The 24,795-nt window shown below is 62.3% G+C and carries 21 protein-coding genes; 13 read left to right on the forward strand and 8 right to left on the reverse strand.

Annotation, left to right across the window (positions count from 1 at the left end):
• Positions 1–147: 147 nt before the first annotated feature.
• From CCD76_RS05180 to CCD76_RS05190, 3 genes are all read left to right on the forward strand, one after another.
• Positions 148–684: a carboxypeptidase-like regulatory domain-containing protein gene (locus CCD76_RS05180; RefSeq protein WP_087718460.1), complete on the forward strand. Its 537-nt coding sequence runs from the start codon at positions 148–150 to the stop codon at positions 682–684.
• 343 nt (positions 685–1,027) lie between these two features.
• Positions 1,028–1,747 (forward strand): response regulator transcription factor, encoded by a 720-nt coding sequence (locus CCD76_RS05185; protein WP_087718461.1) that lies wholly within the window; start codon positions 1,028–1,030, stop codon positions 1,745–1,747.
• A gap of 67 nt (positions 1,748–1,814) precedes the next feature.
• Positions 1,815–3,449 carry an ATP-binding protein gene (locus CCD76_RS05190; protein ID WP_087718462.1) on the forward strand — a complete coding sequence of 545 codons (1,635 nt, stop codon included), beginning with the start codon at positions 1,815–1,817 and terminating at the stop codon, positions 3,447–3,449.
• 48 nt (positions 3,450–3,497) lie between these two features.
• Here the strand turns inward: CCD76_RS05190 and CCD76_RS05195 are convergent, their stop codons facing one another.
• Positions 3,498–4,430, reverse strand: coding sequence for a LysR family transcriptional regulator (locus CCD76_RS05195; protein WP_087718463.1), 933 nt, complete (start codon positions 4,428–4,430; stop codon positions 3,498–3,500).
• Between the two features lie 125 nt (positions 4,431–4,555).
• Here CCD76_RS05195 and metE point away from each other — a divergent pair, with 125 nt between their 5' ends.
• From metE to CCD76_RS05225, 6 genes are all read left to right on the forward strand, one after another.
• The gene (metE, locus tag CCD76_RS05200) at positions 4,556–6,859 is read left to right on the forward strand and encodes a 5-methyltetrahydropteroyltriglutamate--homocysteine S-methyltransferase (protein ID WP_087718464.1); all 2,304 of its coding nucleotides are present in this window, start codon (positions 4,556–4,558) and stop codon (positions 6,857–6,859) included.
• 380 nt (positions 6,860–7,239) lie between these two features.
• Positions 7,240–8,025, forward strand: coding sequence for a C-type lysozyme, inhibitor (locus CCD76_RS05205; protein WP_256961119.1), 786 nt, complete (start codon positions 7,240–7,242; stop codon positions 8,023–8,025).
• 174 nt (positions 8,026–8,199) lie between these two features.
• On the forward strand, positions 8,200–8,808 hold the full coding sequence (locus CCD76_RS05210; RefSeq protein ID WP_087718465.1) for an FMN-dependent NADH-azoreductase: 609 nt from the start codon (positions 8,200–8,202) through the stop codon (positions 8,806–8,808).
• Between the two features lie 195 nt (positions 8,809–9,003).
• Positions 9,004–9,444: a VOC family protein gene (locus tag CCD76_RS05215; RefSeq protein ID WP_087718466.1), complete on the forward strand. Its 441-nt coding sequence runs from the start codon at positions 9,004–9,006 to the stop codon at positions 9,442–9,444.
• A gap of 5 nt (positions 9,445–9,449) precedes the next feature.
• Complete coding sequence (locus CCD76_RS05220; protein ID WP_087718467.1) at positions 9,450–9,923, forward strand: TspO/MBR family protein; 474 nt, start codon at positions 9,450–9,452, stop codon at positions 9,921–9,923.
• Positions 9,924–10,003: 80 nt separating this feature from the next.
• Positions 10,004–10,693, forward strand: a complete 690-nt coding sequence (locus CCD76_RS05225; RefSeq protein ID WP_087718468.1) for a uracil-DNA glycosylase family protein — start codon at positions 10,004–10,006, stop codon at positions 10,691–10,693.
• 19 nt (positions 10,694–10,712) lie between these two features.
• On the opposite strand, the gene CCD76_RS05230 is transcribed toward CCD76_RS05225, so the two are convergent.
• Positions 10,713–11,114 (reverse strand): DoxX family protein, encoded by a 402-nt coding sequence (locus CCD76_RS05230; RefSeq protein ID WP_087718469.1) that lies wholly within the window; start codon positions 11,112–11,114, stop codon positions 10,713–10,715.
• 291 nt (positions 11,115–11,405) lie between these two features.
• Between CCD76_RS05230 and CCD76_RS05235 the strand changes: the two genes are divergently transcribed.
• Positions 11,406–12,566, forward strand: coding sequence for a GGDEF domain-containing protein (locus tag CCD76_RS05235; RefSeq protein ID WP_087718470.1), 1,161 nt, complete (start codon positions 11,406–11,408; stop codon positions 12,564–12,566).
• 216 nt (positions 12,567–12,782) lie between these two features.
• On the opposite strand, the gene CCD76_RS05240 is transcribed toward CCD76_RS05235, so the two are convergent.
• The 5 genes from CCD76_RS05240 to CCD76_RS05260 form a co-directional block, all read right to left on the reverse strand.
• A complete protein-coding gene (locus CCD76_RS05240) occupies positions 12,783–15,689 on the reverse strand; it encodes a valine--tRNA ligase (RefSeq protein WP_087718471.1) in 2,907 nt (968 codons plus the stop codon).
• Positions 15,690–15,838: 149 nt separating this feature from the next.
• Positions 15,839–16,264: a DNA polymerase III subunit chi gene (locus tag CCD76_RS05245; protein ID WP_071229978.1), complete on the reverse strand. Its 426-nt coding sequence runs from the start codon at positions 16,262–16,264 to the stop codon at positions 15,839–15,841.
• 294 nt (positions 16,265–16,558) lie between these two features.
• A complete protein-coding gene (locus CCD76_RS05250; RefSeq protein WP_071229977.1) occupies positions 16,559–17,299 on the reverse strand; it encodes an SDR family oxidoreductase in 741 nt (246 codons plus the stop codon).
• A 249-nt stretch (positions 17,300–17,548) separates the two neighbouring features.
• A complete protein-coding gene (locus tag CCD76_RS05255; protein WP_087718472.1) occupies positions 17,549–18,649 on the reverse strand; it encodes a branched-chain amino acid aminotransferase in 1,101 nt (366 codons plus the stop codon).
• Between the two features lie 268 nt (positions 18,650–18,917).
• Complete coding sequence (locus CCD76_RS05260) at positions 18,918–20,435, reverse strand: leucyl aminopeptidase (RefSeq protein WP_087718473.1); 1,518 nt, start codon at positions 20,433–20,435, stop codon at positions 18,918–18,920.
• A gap of 201 nt (positions 20,436–20,636) precedes the next feature.
• On the opposite strand from CCD76_RS05260, the gene lptF reads away from it, so the two are divergent.
• The 3 genes from lptF (at position 20,637) to CCD76_RS05275 (ending at position 24,060) form a co-directional block, all read left to right on the forward strand.
• Complete coding sequence (lptF, locus tag CCD76_RS05265) at positions 20,637–21,719, forward strand: LPS export ABC transporter permease LptF (protein WP_087718474.1); 1,083 nt, start codon at positions 20,637–20,639, stop codon at positions 21,717–21,719.
• Positions 21,716–22,774, forward strand: a complete 1,059-nt coding sequence (gene lptG / locus CCD76_RS05270) for an LPS export ABC transporter permease LptG (protein ID WP_087718475.1) — start codon at positions 21,716–21,718, stop codon at positions 22,772–22,774. Before lptF ends, lptG begins: the two co-directional genes overlap by 4 nt.
• Positions 22,775–22,989: 215 nt before the next feature.
• Positions 22,990–24,060 carry an AarF/UbiB family protein gene (locus CCD76_RS05275; protein ID WP_087718476.1) on the forward strand — a complete coding sequence of 357 codons (1,071 nt, stop codon included), beginning with the start codon at positions 22,990–22,992 and terminating at the stop codon, positions 24,058–24,060.
• A 5-nt stretch (positions 24,061–24,065) separates the two neighbouring features.
• Here CCD76_RS05275 and CCD76_RS05280 read toward each other — a convergent pair whose 3' ends face one another.
• Positions 24,066–24,782 (reverse strand): hypothetical protein, encoded by a 717-nt coding sequence (locus CCD76_RS05280; protein ID WP_087718477.1) that lies wholly within the window; start codon positions 24,780–24,782, stop codon positions 24,066–24,068.
• Between the last annotated feature and the right edge of the window lie 13 nt (positions 24,783–24,795).

Here is a 24,795-nt window from a genome sequence, read left to right on the forward strand (position 1 = left end):
ACAGGCATCACCGTTCTGCACCAGTATCGACATAGGAAAGCGGCGCGGGATAATCGCCGTCCGGTTTCAGTTCGTCGGGAAACAATGGGCTGACCTGATAGCATCTCTTGCGTTGCGGCCGGTGATTGACAGTCAGGGAGAGAATCGATGGTGGCAGGGAATCTTCGGGTGGGTGTGTTGGCGCTGATGATGCTGGCGTTGGCAGGTTGTGAAAGTCTATCGACGGGATCGTTTCAGATGCCCGATATCTTCGATCGCTCCGGCAGCGATGAGGCCGTAGTGAAACGCCAGATTCCCTTCCCTGCCGAGGAGTATGCCCGGCTCGAAAAGCGCGGGGCCTCGGCCATCCAGGGGCGGTTGACCTATAGAACGTCGGATGGGCAGACGCTCGTGGGTTCCGATGAGACGGTTTCGGTGGCGCCAGCGACGCGCTATGCGGCCGAAGCCGCCGAGGTGGCGCTTTCGGGACGCAAGATCGAACCGGCCGACTCCCGTGCTCGTGAATATACGCACTACGCCAAGACTGACGGCAATGGCTATTTCGTCGTCAGAGGCATACCCGCAGGCGTGTTCTACGTTGCCGGCAGCGTGCTGCTTCCCGGTGGCAAATCACGCAGTCCGATCATTATCAAGCAGATCGAACTCGGCAAGGGGCAGACGCGGGACGTGGACTTGAGCCGCTGAGTTCAGGATAGAGTCGGTGAGCGCCAGCAACGCCTGGCGCCTCGAGATGGCTTGCCAAAGCGCTACTGACACTGTCGTTTTTGTAAGCCAACCTTATCGGTCTCTTGTCTGAATTTATCCATTAACCGCGTAGTCCATTGCCGATACCGGGTTACAAAGGGAACAATTCGGGTATGATGCTGTTTAATCCGCTAGGCTCTCTTCAGGCATAGCTGATTATCTAAGACATTAGCGCAGTAACGGTGAATTATATCTGCCTGGCTCTTGAAGCCGCTTGATGCCGTTAGCTGCCAATAATAAATCAAGACCGTGGTATGCAGGGTTTCGAGGCCAACTCAAAGGGATGGATGACAGCTTGGACAGCACTGCACATCAAGATCGCGTATTGATTATCGAAGACGACGAACGTCTGGCGCATCTGACACGCGAATATCTGGAGGCCAACGGCTTCCAGGTCGAGCTCGAGCACGATGGTGCCCACGGGGTGGAACGCATCATCGAGGAGCAGCCGGACATGGTAATCCTCGATTTGATGCTGCCGGGTGAGGATGGATTGTCGATCTGCCGTCGGGCACGACCGCATTATGCCGGCCCCATTCTGATGTTGACGGCACGGACCGACGACATGGATCAGGTTCTGGGCCTGGAAATGGGTGCCGACGATTACGTTCCCAAGCCGGTTCAGCCACGAGTGCTGCTGGCGCGCATGCGCGCGTTGATGCGTCGCGCCGATAGCCTGGTTTCTTCGAGCGGGGCGACGCGCCTGACGTTCGACAACCTGGTCATCGACAGCGCCACTCGCGAGGCGTGGCTGGAAGAGGAGCGTATCGACCTCACCAGCGCGGAATTCGACCTGCTCTGGCTACTGGCCGACAGCGCAGGCCGGGTGTTGACGCGTGAAGAGATCTTCTCCCAATTGCGTGGAATCAAATACGACGGGCAGGATCGTTCCATCGATGTGCGCGTTTCGCGCATTCGCCCCAAGATCGGCGACGATCCCAACCACCCTCATCGCATCAAGACCGTACGGAGCAAAGGGTATCTGTTCGTGAGAGACAGTTGAGGGAGAGCGGCGATCGCGGTCGCCGTCTCCCCCTGCTACTTGCCCGACATTTCCCGCGAGATCCAACATGCGTCGTTCCTTTACCGACAGCACCTTCCTGCGATTCTACGTGTCGCTGCTGGCGGCGTTGGTCATTACCTTTGCGCTGGTACTGTTCGGCTTCCTGGTCGTCGACAAGGTGCGTCAGGAGCACTACCGGGAAAATCTCGTCAGCGGCCCGCTGGCACTGCTTTCCGATCTCGTCTCCCGCCAGCCGTTGGCGCAGCGCGATGACTGGCTGGCGTCGATGGCGTCGACACTGGGCATGCCGTTGGGATTGTTCCAGCTCGATGACCTGTCGCTGAATTACTTCGAGCGGGCGCGATTGCGTGAGAACCGGCCGGTGATCGAATCCATCGATGATGGCTGGCGCTCGCTGTACCAGCTGCCTAACTCCAGTTGGGTGCTGGCGGCGCGGATCAACAGTCTCAACGAGATGCAGCTTCGTGGTATCACCGAAGTGCTGCGTAGCTGGTTGAGCGGCGAAGAGGAGGAGATTCAGGCTCGCCGGCTGGCGCGCGTCCAGCAGCAGTTCCATATGCCGGTTGGTCTCTATACTTCGCCGCCGACGGATGTCGATCCTATCCAGGCGACGCGTCTCGACGCCGGCGAAGTGGTGGTGCGTCTCGAAACGGGGCTGAGTGCGCTCTACATTCACGCCCGGGTCGGGCCGGATCGCTGGTTGCGAATCGGCCCGCTGCCCAGTTTCGAGCCGATGCCGGTGTCGCTGGCGCTGGCTTTGCTGATCATGGTGCTGACGACACTGGCCGGCGCCATCTATCTCATCGTGTGGGGCGTCGAAGGCCGGGTGGGGCGGCTCGAACGGGCCGCGACGCGCATTGCGGCAGGTCATCTCAACTCGAGAGTGCGGGTCGACAGCAACGACTTCATCGGCCGTCTGGGCATGGCGCTCAACGGCATGGCGGCACAGGTCCAGACGCTGCTGCGCAGCCAGCAGGAGATGATTCGGGCCGTCTCCCACGAGCTGCGTACGCCGGTGGCACGCATTCGCTTTGCGGTACAGATGCTGGAAGATCTCAGCAAGGATGAGGTTGCGCAGCGCCAACTGGCGGGGATCGATGAGGATATCGCCGAACTCGACCGGCTGATCGATGAAATCCTCACCTACGCCAAGCTCGACAGCGAGAATGCCCAGGGCGTGACGCTGCAGACGGAAAGCCTGGAGTGTCGCGCGCTCGCCTGGCGAGTACTGGAGACGTTGAGCCCGCTGCATCCGCACCTCGAACTGCGCGTTGCCGATGGCGAAGAGCTCGAGGTGGAGGCGGAGCCACGCTATCTGCAGCGTGCGGTCCAGAACCTGGTCGCCAATGCCTGCCGGCATGCGGAGAGTCAGGTCGTGGTGAAGGTCCATCGCGAACCCCGAGCCGTGCGCATCGATGTCGAAGACGATGGCCCCGGGGTGCCGGAAGAGAAGCGCATCGCCATCTTCAAGCCATTCGCCCGGCTGGACGACAGTCGCACCCGGCGCTCGGGCGGCTACGGCCTGGGGCTCTCCATCGTCCAGAAGATCATGGCCTGGCACGGCGGCAATGTCGTGGTCGATCGCAGCGAAAGCCTGGGCGGCGCTCGCTTCAGTCTGCTGCTGCCGCTACACGGCCGGGAGGCGATTCGGCCGCTGACATTCGACGAAGAGACGGTCTGACGACCCTTCGCGGTTGCCCCATTCGCGGCTTCGGTAAGCGCCCGATCGTCAGGCGTCGTCCGGCGTGCCGGCTGGCTTGACGCCACTGAGCACCGCAAACGAAGTGTCTCTTGCGGTGCGGATGAAGTCCTCCATCCACGGCAGTTCCAGATTGTCCTCCCGCACTGCCGCGTAGAGCGTGCTCCACACCCCGTCCTTGCCCAGCGGCAGCGCCTTGACGTAATCCCGCTCCAGATACTCCGTCAGCGCCCAGTTGGGCAGGGCGCACACTCCGCGGCCACTCGCCACCAGCTGCATCATCATCACCGTGAGTTCGGCGCTGCGGATCTCCTGCGGGCGTACGCCGGCAGGATCGAGAAACTGGGTGAAGACATCCAGACGGGCGTGCTCCACCGGATAGACGATGAGCGTTTCCGTGGCGAGATCCGAAGGCTCGACCCAGCTTCGGGTCGCCAGCGCATGCTGCTTGGCAACGGCAAGCAGGCCTTCGTAGCGGAACAGCGGCGCATAGTGTACGCCCGGCAACGGCTCCGGGTTGTCCGTGATGACCAGATCGAGCGCCTCGCGCGTCAGCCCCGGCAGCAGATCGAAGTTCTGGCCGCTGGGAATATCGACTTCCACCTCCGGCCAGTGGTCGCGGAAATGGTCGATCGTCGGCATCAACCACTGGAAGCAGCTGTGGCACTCGATCGCCATGTGCAGGCGACCCTGTTCGTGGCCGGCCAGCCGTGCCAGATCGCGTTCCGCCAGACGCAGCTGGGGCAGCACCTGTTCGGCCAGGGTCAGCAGCCGTTCCCCGGCGCGGGTGAACGACACCGGACGCGTCTTGCGGGCAAACAACGGCATGCCGAGCCGCGACTCGAGATCCTTGATCTGGTGCGATAGCGCCGACTGGGTCAGGTGAACGCGCTCCGCCGCTTCGACCAGCGAGCCGGTGTCACGCAGAGCGATCAACGTGCGGAGATGGCGAAGTTCGAGCATGTGATGAACTGTGCTCACGTTGAGGATTAGATAAACGCGTTTGATTCAAGGTGCGTTGCCGGAGAGACTGCCCGCCAAGCCATGATCTTCTCCATTCTAACCGTTAACTCCGAGAGACCCCACAAATGACCACCCTGGTGCACACTCTGGGCTATCCGCGCATCGGCGCGCATCGCGAATTGAAGAAAGCCGTCGAAGCCTACTGGAAGGGCGAGCTGGACCGAGACGGACTCGAAAAGGAAGGCGCGCGACTGCGCAAGGCGCACTGGCAGGACCAGATTGACGCCGGCCTGGATGTCGTCACCGTCGGTGACTTCGCTTTCTACGATCAGGTGCTCAACGTTTCCGTGCTGGTGGGGGCGGTGCCGCCACGCTTCGGCAGTGTCGAAGGGGAGGTCGATCTCGACACCAGTTTCCGCATGGCACGGGGCCGCGCTCCCTCCGGCGAGCCGGCGCCGGCCTGCGAGATGACCAAGTATTTCGACACCAATTATCACTATCTGGTGCCGGAGTTGTACGAAGGACAGACGTTCCGGATTGCCAGTAAGCGGCTGTTCGAGGAAGTGGCCGAAGCCAAGGCGCAAGGGCATCCGGTCAAGGTGGCGCTGACCGGCCCCGTCACCTGGTTGTGGCTGGCCAAGTCCAAGAGCGAAGGGCTCGAACGCCTTTCGTTGCTCGACGATCTGGTCGCGACCTATGGCCAAATCCTAAGCCGGCTCGCCGACGCCGGCGTCGAATGGGTGCAGCTGGACGAGCCGGCGCTGGTCCAGGATCTGCCGGGCGAGTGGCAGCGCGCGTTCGAATCCGCCTACAATCAGCTGCAATCGGCCCCGGTCAAGCTGCTGGTGGCAAGTTACTTCGGCGGCCTCGGTGACAACCTGGGGCTGGCGGTATCGCTGCCGGTCGAGGGGCTGCACGTGGATCTGGTGCGGGCACCGCAGCAGCTCAGGGCCGTGCTCGATCGCCTGTCGCCCTACAAGGTGCTTTCCGTCGGAGCCATCGACGGCCGCAACATCTGGCGCGCCGACCTCGAACGTCTCGCCAGTGAACTCAAGGATGCCAAATCTCGCCTAGGCGATCGGCTGTGGCTGGCCCCGAGCTGTTCGCTGCTCCACGTGCCGGTGGATCTGGACAACGAAATCAAGCTCGATCCGGAGCTGAAGAGCTGGCTGGCGTTCGCGCGTCAGAAGCTGGATGAAGTCGTGACGCTTGCCCATGTGCTCGATGGCGCGGAAACGGCGGCGGATCGTCAGCGCGTCGAGGATGCCAGTCGAGCCCTGGCGGCGCGGCGCGAGTCACAGCGCATTCACAAGCCGCAGGTCGCCGAGCGGCTATCGAAGGTCGGCGATGCCGACACGCGTCGCGCCAGCGTCTATACGGTTCGGGGCGCGGCACAGCGTGAGCGACTGAATCTGCCGCTGTTCCCGACGACCACGATCGGCTCCTTCCCGCAGACACAGGAAATCCGTGCGGCCCGCCGCGACTTCAAGCGGGGCGAACTGGACGCGGCGGATTACGAAGCGCGCATGCGCGAAGAGATCGCGCTGGTGGTCGAACGCCAGGAAGAGCTTGGGCTCGATGTGCCGGTGCATGGCGAGGCCGAGCGTAACGACATGGTCGAGTATTTCGGCGAGCAGCTCGACGGTTTCGCCTTCACCCAGAACGGGTGGGTGCAGAGCTACGGCTCCCGCTGCGTCAAACCGCCGGTGATCTTCGGTGACGTGACGCGGCCTGAAGCGATGACGGTGCGCTGGAGCGAGTACGCGCAGTCGCTGACCGACAAGCCCATGAAAGGCATGCTCACCGGGCCGGTGACGATCCTGCAGTGGTCCTTCGTCCGTGACGATCAGCCCCGTGCCACCACCTGCCGCCAGATCGCCCTGGCGCTGCGTGACGAGGTCGCCGACCTCGAGCGCGCTGGTATCGCGATCATCCAGATCGACGAGCCGGCGCTACGGGAAGGACTGCCGTTGCGCCAGGCCGAGTGGCAGGCATATCTCGACTGGGCGGTGGAGTGCTTCCAGCTGAGCGCTGCCGTGGTGGCCGACGAGACGCAGATCCACACCCATATGTGCTATGCGGAGTTCAACGACATCATCGGCGCTATCGCCGCCATGGATGCCGATGTCATCACCATCGAGACCTCGCGTTCCGACATGGAACTGCTGGGCGCCTTCCAGCACTTCGGTGATTCCAGCAAAATCGGGCCCAACGAGATCGGGCCGGGTGTCTACGACATCCACTCCCCGAACATTCCCGAGCGCGCGTGGATGGTCGACCTGATGGTCAAGGCCGCGGAAAAGTTCCCGGCCGAGCGGCTCTGGGTCAACCCGGATTGCGGGTTGAAGACCCGCGGCTGGGCCGAAGTGGAGCCGGCACTGGCCAATATGGTCGAGGCGGCCCGGGAACTGAGACGGCGCTATGCCTGAAGCGCGCTCGGCGCAATGAACCTCGCCGGGTTTGGCCAGCCGCTGGGTTTGGCCCATCGATGACGCTGACATGTTAGGCTGAGCGTTGCGCCGCGAGACGATCTCGCGGCGCTTTTTTGTGACCTGCCACCCCTGGCGGTCACCCTCCGGGCCGTCGCTGCGCGACGTCAAAAATCGCTCCCGGCGATTTTTTGTGACGGCTATCCGAGGGTGTTTACAAAACAGGCGAACGAAGACAAGGCAAGGCGAAATTGGACGAGAAAGCGGAGTTTACAGGGCGTAAATGAGTATTTTGAGGTCAATTTCAACGCCGCATTGTCGAGTGCAGCCCTTTGGTAAACACTCTCTTCGTGTCCAGACATCTCTCGGGAATCGTGCTCATGTCCAAAGCGCTTCAGGCTGGCAAAGACCGCCGCGTCCTCTATCGTCATCGTTCATCGGTTCGCTGGTTGGCCGTGTCGATCTGTGCATTCGTGCTCGCGGGCTGCGCCAGCGGCGGGCAGCAGGAAGTGTCTTCCGCCGCGCCGCCGTCAGGGCTGGATGCGCTCAAGTCGCCGCTGATGCCAAGCGCCTTCTTTGCCGATGGGGGCGAGGCCTTCACCGCCTGGCGCTGCACGCCGTCTCAGGATCTGGTGACCACCACGCCCGACGATCGGCGGCTGCGACTGTGGACGGCGCTGGGGGAAACCGAGCTGCCCAGTGCCGTGGTCGGCACCGGTTCGCGCTACCAGCTCGGCGGGCTATCGTTCTGGCGCCAGGGGCGCGATGCCCGTGTCGAGAGCGACAACGGGCGGCTGGTCTGTACCCTGGCCAGTGAGCGCAAGACGACCACGCGGCAGGAACACCCCGAAAGCATTTTCTACGCCAGCGGCAACGAACCGGGCTGGAACCTGTCCCTGGATCGCAACAGCCACTCGCTGACGCTGGTGTCCGACTACGGCCAGGCCGAGGATACCTTCGACTACCGGGTCGCCTCGGTGCAGAACGGTAGCGAGGCACGCATGGTGCTGGTCAGCGACAGCGGACGATACCCCATGGAGCTGGATCTGCGAGCCGGCGCCTGCTTCGATGACATGAGTGGCAAACCGTGGCCGGTCAAGGTGACGCTGCGCTATGGCGACCGGGAGTTCCACGGTTGCGGACAAGGCGTCGAAGCCAGCCGTTGAAGGCCAATGGCGGCGTGTCCGCTCTGGCGAGGAACCGGTACGAGTCGATGCGATCGAACGTTTCATGCCATATTTCGCGGTTTTCATTCCAAAAACCACAATGAATAATGCCTCCCACGTAGCCGTCAGGTAGCGGCATCTCGCTGTAGTGCAACCCACATTGGAGGCAGTTTCATGGCGCAGCGCATTCTTCTCATCACCAGTTCCCTGTTCGGCGAAGGCGGCCAGTCCAGCGCGCTGGCAGCATCCTTCAAGTCGGCCCTGGAAGGTCGTGACGTCGAGCTCATCGAGCGCAACGTGGTCGAGCAGGCACTTCCGCACCTGACTGGCGGCGAAATGACGAGCTGGATGACCGAGCCCGGCGAACGCAGCAACGAACAGCAGGCGCTGGCGCGGATCTCCGACGACCTGCTGGCGGAAGTGGAAGCCAGTGACGTGCTGGTGCTGGCCGTGCCGCTCTACAACCTGGGGATTCCCAGCCAGCTCAAGTCCTGGTTCGATCGCATCCTGCGTGCCGGCAAGACCTTCCAGTACACCGCCAACGGGCCGGTGGGGCTGCTCGAGGGCAAGTCCGGTCTGATCCTGGCGGCGCGCGGCGGTATGTACGCCGGCACCGAGATGGATTCCCAGACCCCGCATCTCAAGCACATGCTGCGCCTGATCGGCGTCCAGGACGTTCATACGATCTACGCGGAAGGGTTGAATATGGGCGAGGATCGCAAGCAGCAGTCGCTCAAAGAGGCTCAGCAGGCCATCGCCCAGTACGTGGCAACGCGGTTCTGAGGCAAAGGCCCGGGAGAACCGCCATTCATCGACCGCTCCAGCCACCGCGAGGCCGGCCGTGTCGAGACTGCCGGCCTCGCGATCGTCGCTGTCGTGCATCGCTCACCGAGCGCCGATATCGCCCCGTCATTCACCGAGTGGCGGCCGTGGTCTACCATAGAGTGGTTCAACACACTGACGAATCAGGAAGATGTCATGGAATACCTTCACACGATGGTTCGCGTCGCCGATCTCGACGCCTCGCTGCATTTCTACTGCGATCTGCTGGGACTGCAGGAAGTCTCGCGAAAGGAGAGCGAGAAAGGGCGCTTCACGCTGGTGTTTCTGGCAACGCCCAACGATACGCCGCGCGCCAAGGCCGAGCAGTCGCCGATGGTCGAACTGACCTACAACTGGGACCCGGAAGAGTACACAGGGGGGCGCAACTTCGGCCATCTGGCCTATCGGGTCGACGACATCTACGCGCTGTGCGAGAAGTTGCAGGCGGGTGGCGTCACCATCAATCGTCCGCCGCGAGACGGCCACATGGCGTTCGTGCGTTCGCCGGACGGTATCTCCATCGAACTGCTGCAGAAAGGCGACGCCCTGGCACCGCAGGAACCGTGGGCCTCGATGGAAAACACGGGTAGCTGGTAATCGCCGTGAGTCGCTCGAGTCGTCTCTTCTGCGGCTGGTTGCTGCTGGTGGCGATCGCTGCCAGCAGCGGCATTCTGGCCCCGCCCGGCGAGTGGTACGCCGCGCTCGCCAAGCCGCCTCTGACGCCGCCTGACTGGCTATTCCCCGTCGCCTGGACGCTGCTGTATCTGATGATGACCGTGGCAACGTGGAAGGTGACGTTGGTCGCGCCGCGCGGCGAACGTGGGAAGGCGCTGCTGCCTTTCGTGCTGCAACTGATCGCCAACGGCCTCTGGTCGTGGCTGTTCTTCGCGGCCCACTGGATGCTGATCGGTCTGCTTGATCTGCTCCTACTGTGGGGGTTGATCGTCTGGACGATCGTGACCTTCTCGCGCTACTCACGCCTCGCTGCCGGCTTGCTGTTGCCTTATCTGGTGTGGGCCGGTTTCGCGGCCTATCTGAACGCCGGGGTGCTGGTACTCAACGCGCCATGGAACTGAAGGCCGACAAATCGATGGTCGGCCCTTTTGGGATCAATATCTATCGGCGGCCAGGATCTATTGATGGCTAAGGAAAGCGCATGAATCATCAAGCTCAATCCCTTCCGGTCGAGATCGACAAGGCCATGCGCCAGGAAGCCGCCGAACTCGATCGGCTGGATAGCGACGTCTATCGCCAGTTCGATCGCGATCCGCTGGCACCGATCGTTGGCCTCGGGCCCAAAAACGCCAAGCTCGCCGTGTTCGGGCGGGATCCCGGCAAGAAGGAAGTCGAAGTGGGGTTGCCGTTCGTCGGCGCTGGCGGGCAAAAGGTGCGGGAGGCGCTCTATCGTCACCGCCACGGACAACCGCTTCCGGACTTCGAGGCGTCACTGACGGTGGGGGACGACCTGTTCTGGATCAATACCGTTCCCTACAAGCCGGTGGGCAACAAGGCCTGGTCCATGGCCGTAAAGCGCCGCTTCCAGCCATTGGTGGCGGCCCTGCTGACTCGACAATGGGACGGTGACCGGGTGATCACGCTGGGGCGAGAGGCGTTTCTCTGGTTTGGTATCGGGCAGTCCCGGGAGGTCCGGGATGCGCTGGAGGCCTTCTGGTCGCGAGAGGACCGCTTCACGGCGACGCATGTCACCCAACTGACTCTGGACGATGGGGAGACCAAGCGCTTCGTTCTCGCGCCGCTGCCTCACCCTTCGCCGCTCAACCAGCGCTGGTTCAAGCGCTTTCCCGAGTTGCTGGCTCAGCGGCTGGCGGACTTGAAGATCGGATGAAGTTGCCCGGCGCTACCCGTCAGTCGGGTCTGGCTGCCATGCGCCCGCTTCCCAGGAACATGATCGCCAGTGCACCGAACAGGAACATACCCTGCAGTTCCAGCGTCCAGCCGCCCTGGTGATTGAGTGTCCACAGCTGGGAGGTATGGACGAGGATCAGCGCCACGACCATGTTGACTGCCATCAACAGGCCGCCAATCCGTGCCTGCCAACCGACGATGGCCATCAGCGGTGCGACGATCTCGCCAATCAGCACGCCATAGGCGACGAACGACGGCAGGCCCATCCCCGACAATTGCTGGGCGATACCGTTGAGACTCGTCGGGTCCATCAGCTTGCTGATGCCGTGAAGCAGGATCAGAGCACCGACACACAGTCGTAGCAACAGCTTGCCCAGATCGTCGTTGTGCAGAAAACGCATAGGAAATTTCCGTATTAGCCAAAGTCCAGTGCCGTGTCGGCGCGTCTAGGCTACCAGAACTCGTCCTGATTCACGGCTATAGGAAATTGTTAGCGAATTGTAAGACCTGGACTACAATGTCAAGCGCAGTTTAGACAATGTTAATTTTTGTCAAAAGCAGTGATACTCGGCCACTCTCTTCCCGGTACTGTGTCAGCCCGCAGCTTGGGTGATTGGCGTTTCGACCAAGCCAGGCCTACGAAGAGCTCCTGCAAAAAACGGGTCATACCCAAGCACAATAATGAGTCGCCAATGCGCAGCTTGTTTCTCTCTATCCGGCAGAAAGGTACCGAGTTCTGGCGGAAATGTACCGAGGCGCCCGATTCTCTCCCGGCAGAGCGTCGGCGCAGCTTCGAGATCATGGCTGAAATCTATCTGCTGGCGTTCTGCCTGCAACTGGCGGTAGCGCCTGTGTTGTATCTCGTCGACCATCCGTTGCTAGGCGGGCTCAATCTGCTCTGCTTGGCGAGTTATGCGTTGGCCCTGGTGTTGCATCGCCGGCTCTTCGTGGCCACGGCGTTGACGATCAAGCTATCTACCTTCCTGGTCTTCGTCATCATCGGGATTGCCATCACCGCTGACTCATCCAGCTTGATCTACTATCTGTTGTTCGCCGAAGTCGAGTTGATGCTTGCCGATCTCAGAAGACGCACCAAGATCTTGGCTACCGGCTGTCTGATCACGCTATCTTTTGGCGTACTTCATCTACCGCCACTGCATGACACGGCCAGATCGTTGTCGGCGGTCGATATGCTGCTTTCCGATTTGGGGCTGGGGCTAGTCTTCGTCATGTTGTGCGTGGTGATTCTGCGCATGTTGACGATCACCGACCGCCACGAATATCGCTACCGGCGCGATGCCATGCATGATTCCCTGACCCGCGTACTCAACCGACGGGCGATCTTCGAGCGGGCCTCGTTCTACTGGAGAACCCAACGTGATTTCGTCGTCGTGCTGGTGGACGCCGATCACTTCAAGGATATCAACGACAACCATGGACATACCGCAGGTGACGCCGTGCTCCGTCATCTGGCTCGTCTGCTGCGGCAGTCGCTGCGTGACGAAGATAGTGTCGGCCGAGTCGGGGGCGAAGAGTTCCTGTTGCTGTTGCCCGATACGAGCAAGCCCGATGCCATCGGGGCAGCCATGCGGATCCGAAAGCGGCTGGCGCAGTATCCTTGCCGGTTCGATGCTATCAAGCTGCCGGTGACACTCTCGATGGGTATCGCGACATCGGACGAGGGGTTGCATTTGCGAGACCTGATCGAATTGGCCGATCGCCGACTCTACGCCGCCAAGGACGCGGGACGCGACCGGGTGGTGACCGAGGGGTTCGCGGACAAGACGGCATCGGACAATGCGGAGCGTCTGGTTCAAGGGGTCGAGCGCGCACTGGAAACCAGCGAGGCTTGAGCGAAAGCGGCCGCGATCGGAAATCGAATGCGTGTGGGGATTTGGCAGGGACTTGGCGGGGCTAGCTGGGTGTGCCAGCGGCAAGCGCAATAGCCACGCTGCCGGGCAAGTCACGCTGACTGGGCAAGCCAAGCGATGGCTGGCGGCTTGCGCCCAGGTTCATCCCTGGGCGCAGCGCCGTCCTGGATGGACAGCCATCGAACGTGGCGTGCTAACTTACAAATCCATGATCTTGGTCCGCTGCTCGACCAGTACCTGACGCGCCGCCAGATACTCCTTGAGCTTGCCGCGTTCCTTCTCGACGACCGCTTCCGGCGCCTTGGCGGTGAAGCTTTCGTTGCCGAGCTTCTTCTCGATGCCAATGATCAACTTGTCCTGCTTGTCGATCTCCTTGGCCAGACGCTGCAGTTCGGCGTCCTTGTCGATCAGATCGGCCATCGGCACCAGCACTTCCATGTCGCCGACCAGTTGCGTCGCCGACAGCGGTGCCTGTGCCGGATCGTCGAGCCAACTGACGCTTTGCAGTTTGGCCAGCTTGGAGAGGAACAGGCGGTTGGCCTCGAGGCGATCGCGATCGCCGGCTTCGCCCTTGGTCAGCAGCGCATCCAGCGGCTTGCCGGGCGCGATGTTCATCTCGGCGCGGATGTTGCGCACCGCAACGATCACGCCCTTGAGCCATTCGATGTCGCGAATCGACTGCTCGTCGATGCGCGATGCATCGGCTTCCGGCCAGGGCTGGTTCATCAGGCTTGCGCTGCCGGCATCCGCCGTTTGCGCAAGCGTGCCGGCCAGCGGCGCGACGCGTTGCCAGATCTCCTCGGAGATGAACGGCATCATCGGATGCGCCAGGCGCAGGATCACCTCCAGCACGCGGACCAGCGTGCGGCGAGTGCCGCGCTTTCTTTTTTCCAGCTCGGCCGCTCCCGACATCCTGTCTCCCGCGGCATTAGTACCTCCCTGTACGTCATCCTCCCACAGCACTGGCTTGGAGAGCTCCAGATACCAGTCGCAATACTCGTTCCAGACGAAGTCGTAGAGCGCCTGGGAAGCGTGATCGAAGCGGTACTCTTCCAGCGCCCTGGTGACCTGGGCTTCGGTCTGCTGCAGGCGCGAAATGATCCAGCGGTCGGCCAGCGACAGCTCGACGGGCTCGCCACCAAGTCCGACATCCTGACCCTCGGCATTCATCAGCACGTAGCGCGAAGCGTTCCACAGCTTGTTGCAGAAGTTGCGGTAACCGTCGAGGCGGCCCATGTCGAACTTGATGTCGCGCCCGGTGGTCGCCAGCGACAGGAAGGTATAGCGCAGCGCGTCGGTGCCGTGGGCCTCGATTCCTTCCGGGAACTCGCTGCGGGTCGCTTTCTCGATCGCGCGCGCCTTCTGCGGCTGCATCATGTTGCCGGTACGCTTGGCTACCAGCGTTTCCAGGTCGATGCCGTCGATCAGGTCGATCGGGTCGAGCACGTTGCCCTTGGATTTCGACATCTTCTGACCTTGGGCGTCGCGCACCAGACCGTGGACATAGACGGTCTTGAACGGCACTTCGCCAGTGAAGTGGCCAGTCAGCATGATCATGCGCGCGACCCAGAAGAAGATGATGTCGAAACCGGTGACCAGCACGCTGGTGGGGTGGAAGGTCTCGAGTTCCGGTGTCTTTTCCGGCCAGCCGAGGGTGCCGAAGGTCCACAGTCCGGAGCTGAACCAGGTATCGAGCACGTCGTCGTCCTGGGTCAACGTCACATCGGCGGCGAGCTGGTACTTTTCGCGGGCTTCCTGCTCGGTGCGGGCGACGAACACGTTGCCGTCGGCGTCGTACCAGGCCGGAATGCGATGACCCCACCACAGCTGGCGCGAGATGCACCAGTCCTGCAGGTCGCGCATCCAGGCGAAGTACATGTTCTCGTAGTTCTTGGGCACGAACTCGATATCGCCATTCTCGACGGCTTCGATGGCCGGCTTGGCCAGCTTCTCGACGGCGACGAACCACTGGTCGGTCAACAGCGGTTCGATGACGTCACCGGAGCGATCGCCGTAGGGCAGGGTGTTGGTGACCGTCTCGATCTGCTCGAGCAGGCCGGCGGCCTCCATGTCGGCGACGATGCGCTCCCGCGCGACGTAGCGATCCAGGCCGGCATAGGCGGCGGGCAGGGTATCGTCGACATCGGGCAGCCGCCGCCCCTGCAGATCGAACGCTTCGGCGCGTTCGAGAATGGTCGCGTCTTTCGAGAAGACGTTGATCAGCGCATGATCGTGGCGCTTGCCGACCTCGTAGTCGTTGAAGTCGTGAGCCGGGGTGATCTTGACGCAGCCCGAGCCCTTTTCCATGTCGGCGTGTTCGTCGGCAATGATCGGAATACGACGGCCGACCAGCGGCAGCTCGATGAACTTGCCGATCAGCGAGGTGTAGCGCGGGTCTTCCGGATTGACCGCCACGCCAGTGTCGCCCAGCAGTGTCTCCGGGCGGGTGGTGGCGACGACCAGGTAATCCTTGCCGTCGGCGGTCCTGGCGCCATCGGCCAGCGGATAGCGGAAGTGCCAGAACTGGCCCTGCTGCTCGCGGTTTTCCACCTCGAGATCGGAGATCGCGGTGTGCAGCGTCGGGTCCCAGTTGACCAGGCGCTTGCCGCGATAGATCAGCCCTTCGTCATGCAGGCGAACGAAGACTTCCTGCACCGCCTTGTAGAAGCCGTCGTCCATGGTGAAGCGCTCGCGGCTCCAGTCGACGCTGGCCCCCATGCGGCGCAGCTGGCGGGTAATGTGCCCGCCGGACTCTTCCTTCCACTCCCAGATTTTGTCGATGAACGCCTCGCGACCCAGATCGTGGCGCGTCTGGCCGGTTTCCGCAGCCAGCTTGCGCTCCACCAGCATCTGCGTGGCGATGCCGGCATGATCGGTGCCGACCTGCCACAGCGTGTTGTTGCCGCGCATGCGCTTCCAGCGCACCAGCGTGTCCATGATCGTGTCCTGGAACGCGTGACCCATGTGCAGGCTGCCGGTCACGTTGGGCGGCGGAATCATGATCGAGAAGGGTTCGCCTTCTCCGCTCGGCGCGAAGCGGTTGTCGGCTTCCCAGCTTTCATACCAGCGGGTTTCGATCTGATCGGGTTGGTAGGTCTTGTCCATGGCGACTATCGGGCTCGAATCGGTGACGACGACACGCGGCACGGCGAAATGCCGCGTAGCGAAAAATGGCGGGGATTATACCTTGTCGACGGCCATGGAGTCAGGTCGGTATGTGGGATACGAAGGCTGGGTGTCAGCCATTACCCGGATCAGAGTTTGTGCGCCTCGACGCGGTATCCCCGATCCTTGTAGGTCTTCCAGCAGGCGCGCTTGGTACGCAGCACGTCCTGATGCTGGTTGATGATCTCGGCGACCCGCTCCACCCGCGAGAACCACTCGGGAATCTCGTCGTGCAGATTCAACATGGCCTGCACACCCGGTTCCGGCACGGTTTCCCAGCCGATCGTCACCGGCGGTGGCGGCTCCATCGCATCGCCCGCCACCCGGTGCGGGACGTAGCTCTCTTCGCGGAAGGTCCACAGCAGCTCGTCCAGCTCGCGGGCCATGGCCTCGTCCTGCGTATGGATGTGCAACTGATACCCCTTGCGATAGATCGTCTCCGCCAGCCGGCAGGCGAAGTCGAGCCGGGCTTCCAGCGTGGTATCGGGCAAAATGTAGAAATCGACCTTGGTCATAAATCCCTTCGGGGAGCGGTAAGCAGCAAGAGCGGCGCTTCGCGCCTGGACGCGGTAAGAAAAGCCAATCCCGGCTACGGGCTACGGGCTACGGGTCACGGGCTACGACGTCGTGAAAAAAGTCGCAGGATATCGAATTCTGTCCTTGGCGGCTCGTCTACGGGCTCGAGTCGGCGCCGAGCGAGATGAGTGGCTAGGCGCACGGCGCGCAAGGAACGAGACATAACACGGGGTTAGGCGAGGCCCGCGCGCGTCGTGCAACAACGCCAATCGCTCGCGCAGGCCCGACCTCTCCTAGACGCCGCCGTCGATGTCGACGAGTGCTCCTGTTGTGAATCCTGCCTCGGCCAGCCACAGGATGCCGTTGGCGATCTCTTCCGGCTCGCCGATGCGGCCCATGGGGATCACCGAGCCGGCCACCTCTGGCTTGTCCGGGTTGCCGCCGCTGGCGTGGATGGTGGTGCGGATGACGCCGGGGCGGACGGTGTTGACGCGAATGCCTTCGCCGGCAACTTCCTTCGAGAGCCCTTCGGTCATTACGTCGATGGCGCCCTTGGAGGCGGCATAGTCGATGTATTCCCCCGCGCCACCGAGATGCGAAGCGGCCGAACCGACATTGACGATGACGCCGCCCTTGCCGCCGTGCTTGGTCGACATGCGCTTGATCGCTTCCCGGGCGCAGATGAACGGGCCGACGACGTTGATCTTCATCATCCGGTCGACGCGCTCGAAGCTCATTTCGTCGACGCGGCTGATCTGGTCGACCACACCGGCATTGTTGACCAGGACTTCGACCCGGCCCAGCTCGCGGTCGACGGTCTCGAACATGGCGACGATGGCGGCTTCGTCGACGACATCGGCCTGGACCGCGATCGCGCGGCCGCCGTCGGCTTCGATCTCGGCCACGACCTTGTCCGCGGACGCCTTGTCGCTGCGGTAGTTCACGGCGACGGCGTAGCCTTTCTGGGCGGCCATGAGGGCGGTGGCGGCGCCAATGCCGCGTCCGGCACCGGTAATGATCATCACGGGTTTCATCACATCATCCTTTCGTGAGTGGGTCGCGAGAATCGCAAGACGAAGCGACCGCCGGTGGGCGGTCGTTCCGGGCTCGGGATGCGATCCCGAGCTCAGCGTCTTGCACGGTTTCAGCGTAGGACGGAACCAGGGCCAGCGCACCAGGGCCTGTCGTATCTAGGCTCTGTCGTATCCAGACCCTGTCGTATCATGGCCCTGTCGTATCAGAGACCCCGCACTTCAGACCCTGAGGGCATCAGGTCAGTCGCATCAGGCCAGTCGCATCAGCCAGCCGCGAGTGTCTTCGCTACGGCCGTACTGGATGTCGAGCAGGCGCTTGCGCAGCTTGGCGCTGACCGCTTCGCCTTCGATCTCCGGTGTGACGATACGGTCGCTTTCGGTCACCAGCTGGCCGATCTGGGTGATGACGGCGGCGGTGCCGCAGGCGAACACTTCGACGATCTCGCCACTGGCTACGCCGTCGCGCCATTCGTCGATGCTGATCGGCCGCTCTTCCGGCGTCAGGCCGGCGTCGCGAGCCAGTTCCAGGATCGAGTCGCGAGTGACGCCTTCCAGGATGGTGCCGGTCAGCGCCGGCGTCACCAGGCGACCATCGCGGTAGACGAAGAACAGATTCATGCCACCCAGCTCTTCGATCCACTTGTTTTCCGCCGCGTCGAGGAACGCGACCTGATCGCAGCCATGGCTTTCGGCTTCGGCCTGGGCCAGCAACGACGCTGCGTAGTTGCCACCGCACTTGGCGAAACCGGTGCCGCCCGGTGCGGCGCGGTTGTAGTGCTGGGAGAGCCAGATCGAGACCGGCTTGCCGCCGCCCTTGAAGTAGGAGGCGGCCGGCGAGGCGATCAGATAGTAATCGACCTCCGCCGCCGGCTTGACGCCTAGCGACTTGCCGTTGCCGATCATGAACGGACGCAGGTACAGGCTGCACTCTTCGGCATCGTTCTTCGGCGTCGGCACCCAGTCGACGTCCTGCGCCACCAGAGTCTTGAGCGAGCCGAGGAAAGTCTCGTCATCGAGCTCCGGCAACGCCAGACGGCGAGCGGAAGCGCGGAAACGCGCCGCGTTCTTCGCGGGGCGGAAGGTCCAGACCGAACCGTCGGCATGGCGATACGCCTTGATGCCTTCGAAGATCTCCTGGCCGTAGTGCAGCACCGGAGAGGCCGGGTCGATCAGCAGCGGCCCGTAGGGACGGATCTCGCCGCGTTGCCAGCCGCCCGACTTGGTCCAGCGTACGTGTACCATGTGGTCGGTGAAGTAGCGGCCGAAGCCCGGGTTGGCAAGAATCTCGTTGCGCAGAGCAGCATCGAGTGGATTGGATGAAAGGTGGGCTTCGAAACCTGAAGTGGACACTGCGACTTCTCCTGACAGTCCATGATGCCTGACGACGCGAGCGGGGCGGCAGGCGGTCGATGACTTCGGTTGGGGGCTGCCCGGCCGACGGGCAGCGGAACATTTAAATTAGCATGCAAATCGTAGGCTGCGAAGAGGGCGGCGGCGGTTATCTCTGGCGCCCGATTCCGCGCCTGTCCCGGCGCCTGCGAGTTTCAGCGCCTGCCTGCGGCGAGCTGATATTTTCCCGCGTGGCGCCGCCGCTCTCCACGGCCAAACTCCACAATGATCAGGCCTCCGGTGTGACCATCAGCTCGCTCTCGCGGTCCAGCAGATAGCGCGTCAGCAATCCTACCGGGCGGCCGCTGGCGCCTTTCTGCTTGCCGCTGTCCCAGCCGGTGCCGGCGATATCGAGATGCGCCCACGGATACTTGTCGGCGAAGCGTGACAGGAAGCAGGCGGCGGTAATGCTGCCGGCCGGACGCCCGCCGATGTTGGCGAGATCGGCGAAGTTGGAGTCCAGCTGCTGCTGGTAGTCGTCCCACAGCGGCATGTGCCAGGCGCGATCCCAGGAGGACTCACCCGCTTCGAGCAGGTCCAGCGCGAGGTCGTCGTCATTGGAGAACAGGCCGCTGGCATGATCGCCCAGTGCGATGACGCAGGCGCCGGTGAGGGTGGCGATATCGACGACGCTGGCCGGTTCGAAGCGCTCGGCGTAGGTCAGCGCGTCGCACAGCACCAAGCGGCCTTCGGCGTCGGTGTTGAGGATCTCGACGGTCAGCCCCTTGAGCGTGGTGACGATATCGCCGGGCTTGATCGCGCGGCCATCCGGCATGTTTTCGGCACTGGCGACGATCGCCACGACATTCAGCTTGGGCTGCAGCGCGATCACGCTCTTCATGGTGCCGAAGACGCTGGCGGCGCCGCACATGTCGAACTTCATCTCGTCCATGCCGGCCCCCGCCTTGAGCGAGATACCGCCGGTATCGAACGTGATGCCCTTGCCGACCAGCACATGGGGCGACTCTTCGGGATCCTCCGCACCCTGATATTTCATCACGATCAGCTTGGAGGGTTCCGCGCTGCCGCGGCCCACCGCCAGCAGCGAGTGCGCGCCCAGCGCTTCCAGCTCGGCCTCGTCGAGAATCTCGACGCTCAGCGAGCCGGCGGATTCTCCTGCCAGCGTCTCGGCCTGATTGGCCAGGTAGGTGGGCGTGCAGATATTGCCGGGCAGGTTGCCCAGAGTACGGGCCAGATTGACGCCATCGCCCAGTGCCGCGCCGATGCGAGCCCCGGCCTTGGCGTTATCCGCCTGACTGGCATCGCTGACCAGCAGCTCGACATTGCGCAGCTGTGGCACCGGTGGCTGAGTCGACTTGCATTGAGTGAAGCGATAGACGGCTCGCGTGGCGGCTTCCAGCGTCATCTGCGCGTTCCAGGCCGCGTCGCGATCCTCGACCATGGCGTCCGTGAAAGCCGCGGCGGCACTGTCGACCGGCAGTTTGGCCAGCGCGGTGAAGGCGGCATCGAGCGACTTGCGCAGGGCACCTTCATTGAATGTATCCCGCTTGCCGAGCCCCACCAGCAGCAGACGCTCGGCGGCGAGACCCGGCGCGAACGGAATCAGCTGAACATTGGCGAGCTCCGGGGTGAAATCGCCGCGCTCGACCAGTTGCGCGATCAAGCGTTCGCTGGCGTCATCCAGCTTGGCGGCGGCGGATAGCAGGTCGCCATCCTCAAACAGCGGTACGACCAGACAGGCTGTTTCGACCTTGGCTGGATTGACGGTCAGTACGGAAAATTCCATGACATCTCCACACGACAGAGGCTTCATCCACACCACCGACATCTCACGAAGAGACAAGGGCGAGCGGTTTCTGGATAATGCTGGCACGTCGCCAGCCTCGAACGTTTCTCAGTGTACGCAAAGCGGTGCCGTATTGCATGGACCGGCAACCGGCGTCGATAGGAAGACAGGCCAGCAAGGAAGCCATTTCGGGAGACACTTTTGATTATTTTTCGTTATCTGACTCGCGAGATACTCACCACCATGGCCGCCGTTGCCGGCGTGCTGCTATTGGTGATCATGGGCAACCGCTTCATCAGCTACTTTACCGATGTGGCGCAAGGGGACTTTCCCGCCAGGCTGCTCGGCACCTTGATGCTGTATCAGTTGCCGAACTTCATGCAGTTACTGCTGCCGCTGGCATTCTTTCTGGCTATCCTGCTGGCATACGGGCAGCTCTATCTCAACAGCGAAATCACCGTGCTGGCGGCCTGTGGCGTCAGCCCGCGCAAGCTGTTGCATGCGGCATTATGGCCCGCCGCGGTCGTGGCCCTGCTGGTAGGTGTCTGCAGTCTATGGTTGACACCGGCCGGCCTGGTGCATAACGAGAGCATGCTGGATGATCAAAAGCAGAACGCCGATTTCAGTACACTGACGCCCGGACGTTTCCAGGAGCTTGGCGATCGTACGGCATACACCGAGTCGCTCGGCGACGACGCCAGCCGCATGCAGGACCTGTTCATCGCCGAACAGGAGGAGCAGGCCAACGGCCCGCCGAGACAGGTCATCACGCGTGCTCGTAGCGGTTATCAGGCGACCGACCCGGAGACGGGCAGCCGTTATCTGGTTCTCAAGAACGGTTACCGTTACAGCGTCGTGCCGGGTAGTGCGGCGAGTGACCGCCTTCAGTTCGAGACCTATGCCATTCGCCTCGCCGGCGCCGCTACGACGCCGCAATACGACGACGTCGAACTATTATCCACGCCCTCCCTGCTTGCCAGTGACGATCCGGAGGCCCGCGGGGCGCTTCAGTGGCGCGCCAGCCTGCCCTTGATGGTACTGATCCTGACCCTGATCGCGCTTCCGCTGTCACGCGCCAATCCACGCCACGGGCGTTTTGCCAAGCTGCTGCCGTCGATCTTTCTGTACATCTGCTACATGAGCCTGCTGCTGGCGGCACAGAGCGCCATCGCCAGGGAGCAGTTGTCGGCGACGCTGGGGGTATGGCCGATCCATATCGCTTTTCTCGCGTTCGGTTTATGGCTGAACCGAGGCCGACGTCCACGCAGGAGACGTGTCCTATGAACCTTATCGACCGCTACACTGCGCGAAATGTGCTTGCCGCGATGTTGGTCGTTCAGGTCCTTCTGATGGGGCTGGATCTGGTGATCAACTACATTTCCGGGCTCGATGACGTGGAAAACCATTACGGTGCTTTCGAGGTGCTGTTGTACACCCTCATGCGGCTGCCGTGGCGCTTTTATCAATACGCACCGGTGGGTGTCCTGCTCGGCGGGTTGATCGGGCTGGGTGCGATGGCATCGAATAACGAGCTGACCACGATGCGCGCGGCGGGATGGTCGCTGGCACGCATCATCTGGGCGGTGATGAAGCCGCTCGGAGTGGTGATCCTGCTGACCATGGTGGTCGGCGAATACGTTGCACCGAGTACCGAGCAGTATGCCAAGTCATGGCGGGCGGAGCAGCGCCAAGGGGATAACGGCTTGGCTGAACAGGATGGCGGGTGGCAGCGTGAAGGCAACGATTTCTACCGATTCGCCTCGATGCGCTCCGATAATACCGTGATCGGCGTCCTACGCTACCATTTTGACGGCCAACGCCTGGAGAGTGCCCTGCATGCCGAGCGCGCCGTGCCGATGAAAGGCGGATGGCAGTTGCAGAACGTACAGGAGACCCATTTCGAGCCAGACCGTACCGTAACCGACACCTATGCCAGCGAGCCCTGGCGGACATCGCTCGATCCGAAACTACTCAAGCAGATCATCACCGACCAGGACAGCCAGTCGATTTCCGATCTGTGGCGCTATGGCCGCTATCTCAATGCTCAGGGCACCGACGCCACCGATACTTGGCTGTATTTCTGGCAGAAGCTGCTGCAGCCGCTGGTGCTGGCAGGGCTGATGCTGGTCGCTGCTTCGTTCGTGTTTGGGCCGCTCAGAACCGCTGCCGCCGGCACGCGGGTCTTCTACGGCACCCTCGTCGGCTTGTCGTTCAAATACCTGCAGGACCTGCTTGGCCCAGCCTCGACGATCTTCGGTTTCTCGCCGGTCTGGGCGGTACTGACGCCCACCCTGGCCTGTTTCCTGGTCGGGTTTTTCCTGCTCAGGAGAGCGGAATGAGGGTGTTAGCGTGTCATTCCCTGTAATTTCCCATCCCTTTTAGCCTTGGCCAGCGAGTGTCACCTTGGGTGGTGGGCTCGCTGGACGCTTTCCTTAGCGGCATGCTGAACTCCCTTGTGCCTGGAATTTTCATATTCCGTTGTGCCCGTCTGCGCTTATTCCGATATATTAAGGAAATATTAAAATTTTATTAAAGGTGGCGAAGGGGCAGGGCAATGGCATTTGGCGTCCAGCGGGGAGGTATGCAACGGTGCCGACCGCAGTTCCTGACTGCCCGCTTCGACGGGCCGGTAGCCTTCTCCAACTCGGGATGGCAGTGGTGGCTTGGCGAGGGGCAGGCGCATCGGCCAGCGCAGACGATCGATCATCATTTTCATGCCGGCGCCGGGTCCGGCGTTACCCTGTTACGTGAGAAAGCCGCGAGGTCGCGTCGACTTTATTCTCTTGCGCCGCCGAGCTTGCCGGCAACACCGCGTCACTTCGTCAAACAGATGGCGGTATCGCCGCGCAAGAGGCTGGGAGCGCTGCTGGGGTGCAGCAATGCACTGCTCGGGTTCAGCCACGGCACGGCGGAGCTCGCTCATAACCTGGCATTGCACGAGCGAACGGTGCATGGTGTCCGGACCTTGGCCTTTGGCGAGCGCTTCCGCCACGGCCTGCCCGTACAGCAGGTATTGCTGCAGGAGTATCTGCTCGGTTGGCAGCCGTTCAACGTCGTCTGGCAGGCGCATGAGCACGAGGCAACCCGACGCCACGCGCTACTGTCGAAGTTGATCGCCATGTTGGCGTCGTTGCGCGATACCGGCATCACTCATCTCGATCTTCATCCCGGCAATGTCATGGTATCGCCCGACCCGCTGGCACCGCTGCGCGCAATCGACTGCGGGCAGATGAGCATGGCGGACGATCCCGCCATCTCGGCGGCTATGCATCTTGGCGTGTTCCTGCATGAACTCAATGGCAAGCGTCTCTTGCCGTCACCGCAGCTAGAAGAGGGTGCCCGAACGCTGCTGTACCGTCTCGTAGGTGGCGAAGCCGAGTTTGCTGGCGCCGAGCGGCTGGTGTCGCTGCTCGTGCGCTATTCGAGCAAGAAGCCGTTCTCGAGACGTCGGCTGCTGCAGCGCAGACGAGAACGGCTCGATACCAGCATCATCGAGACGCGTCTGCAGGCCCTCTCCCATAGTCGCAGTCTTCCTGCCCAGGTTGCCCACGCATCGTCTATCGGCAGTCGGCAGGAGTTACGGCTTATTGCGTCTATCGAGGACGTGGTGACCATGGCGCCTTGAACCGATCAGGCCGCGCGTCCGAACAGCCCCTTGAGCCTCTTGGTAAACTGCTTGAGTGGGCGGCGTTCGTTGATGACCGCGATAAAGACCTTGCGGTAGTGCCCTGGCGGACAACTGATCTCGCGTACACCATGCCAGGAATTACCACGTCGGGTGAACAGCAAGCTGTAGTTGCCCATCGCATGGGATTCGGTAGCGCTGTCGAAATCCTCGAAGGCTGGCGCACTTTTGCTGTCGAAGCGGCCATTGTCATCGAGCACCACGGTTTGCCCGCCCCAGACGGGCTGCCAGTCGTCTTCGCCATTGAAGTAGAAGATGTGCGAGCCCAGCTTTTCGCGGGCGTCACAGTGTGGCGAGACCGAACAGCTAGCCGGCGTGTAGTGCCAGTGAAAGCGCAAGCTGAAGGCCTGGGTGCCTAACATGCGTGCCATGAACTGCCGATAGTGCGGTCCGTGCAGTTCCTGCATGAAGGCTTGCCAGTGCGGCGACAGTTCTATGTCCGGCGAGTATTCCAGCGCCAGCCGGTCGTGGGGTTGCTGACCGTAACGACGCGTCTTGCCGAATATTTCCTCGAAGTGCTCGGCGGCGGGCAGGCTGTCGCGCAATGCCGCGTAGCCTTCCTCGGTCAGCAGACCCGCCGGGTTGGCCCATGGATAAGGGGGACGTTGCTGGAACGCCTTGGCATCCATGTGCTCCAGTGCGTCGACATCCAGATAACGCATGACATGTTCCTTC

The organism is Salinicola salarius (genome assembly GCF_002179555.1).
Classification (GTDB): Bacteria; Pseudomonadota; Gammaproteobacteria; order Pseudomonadales; family Halomonadaceae; genus Salinicola; species Salinicola salarius_A.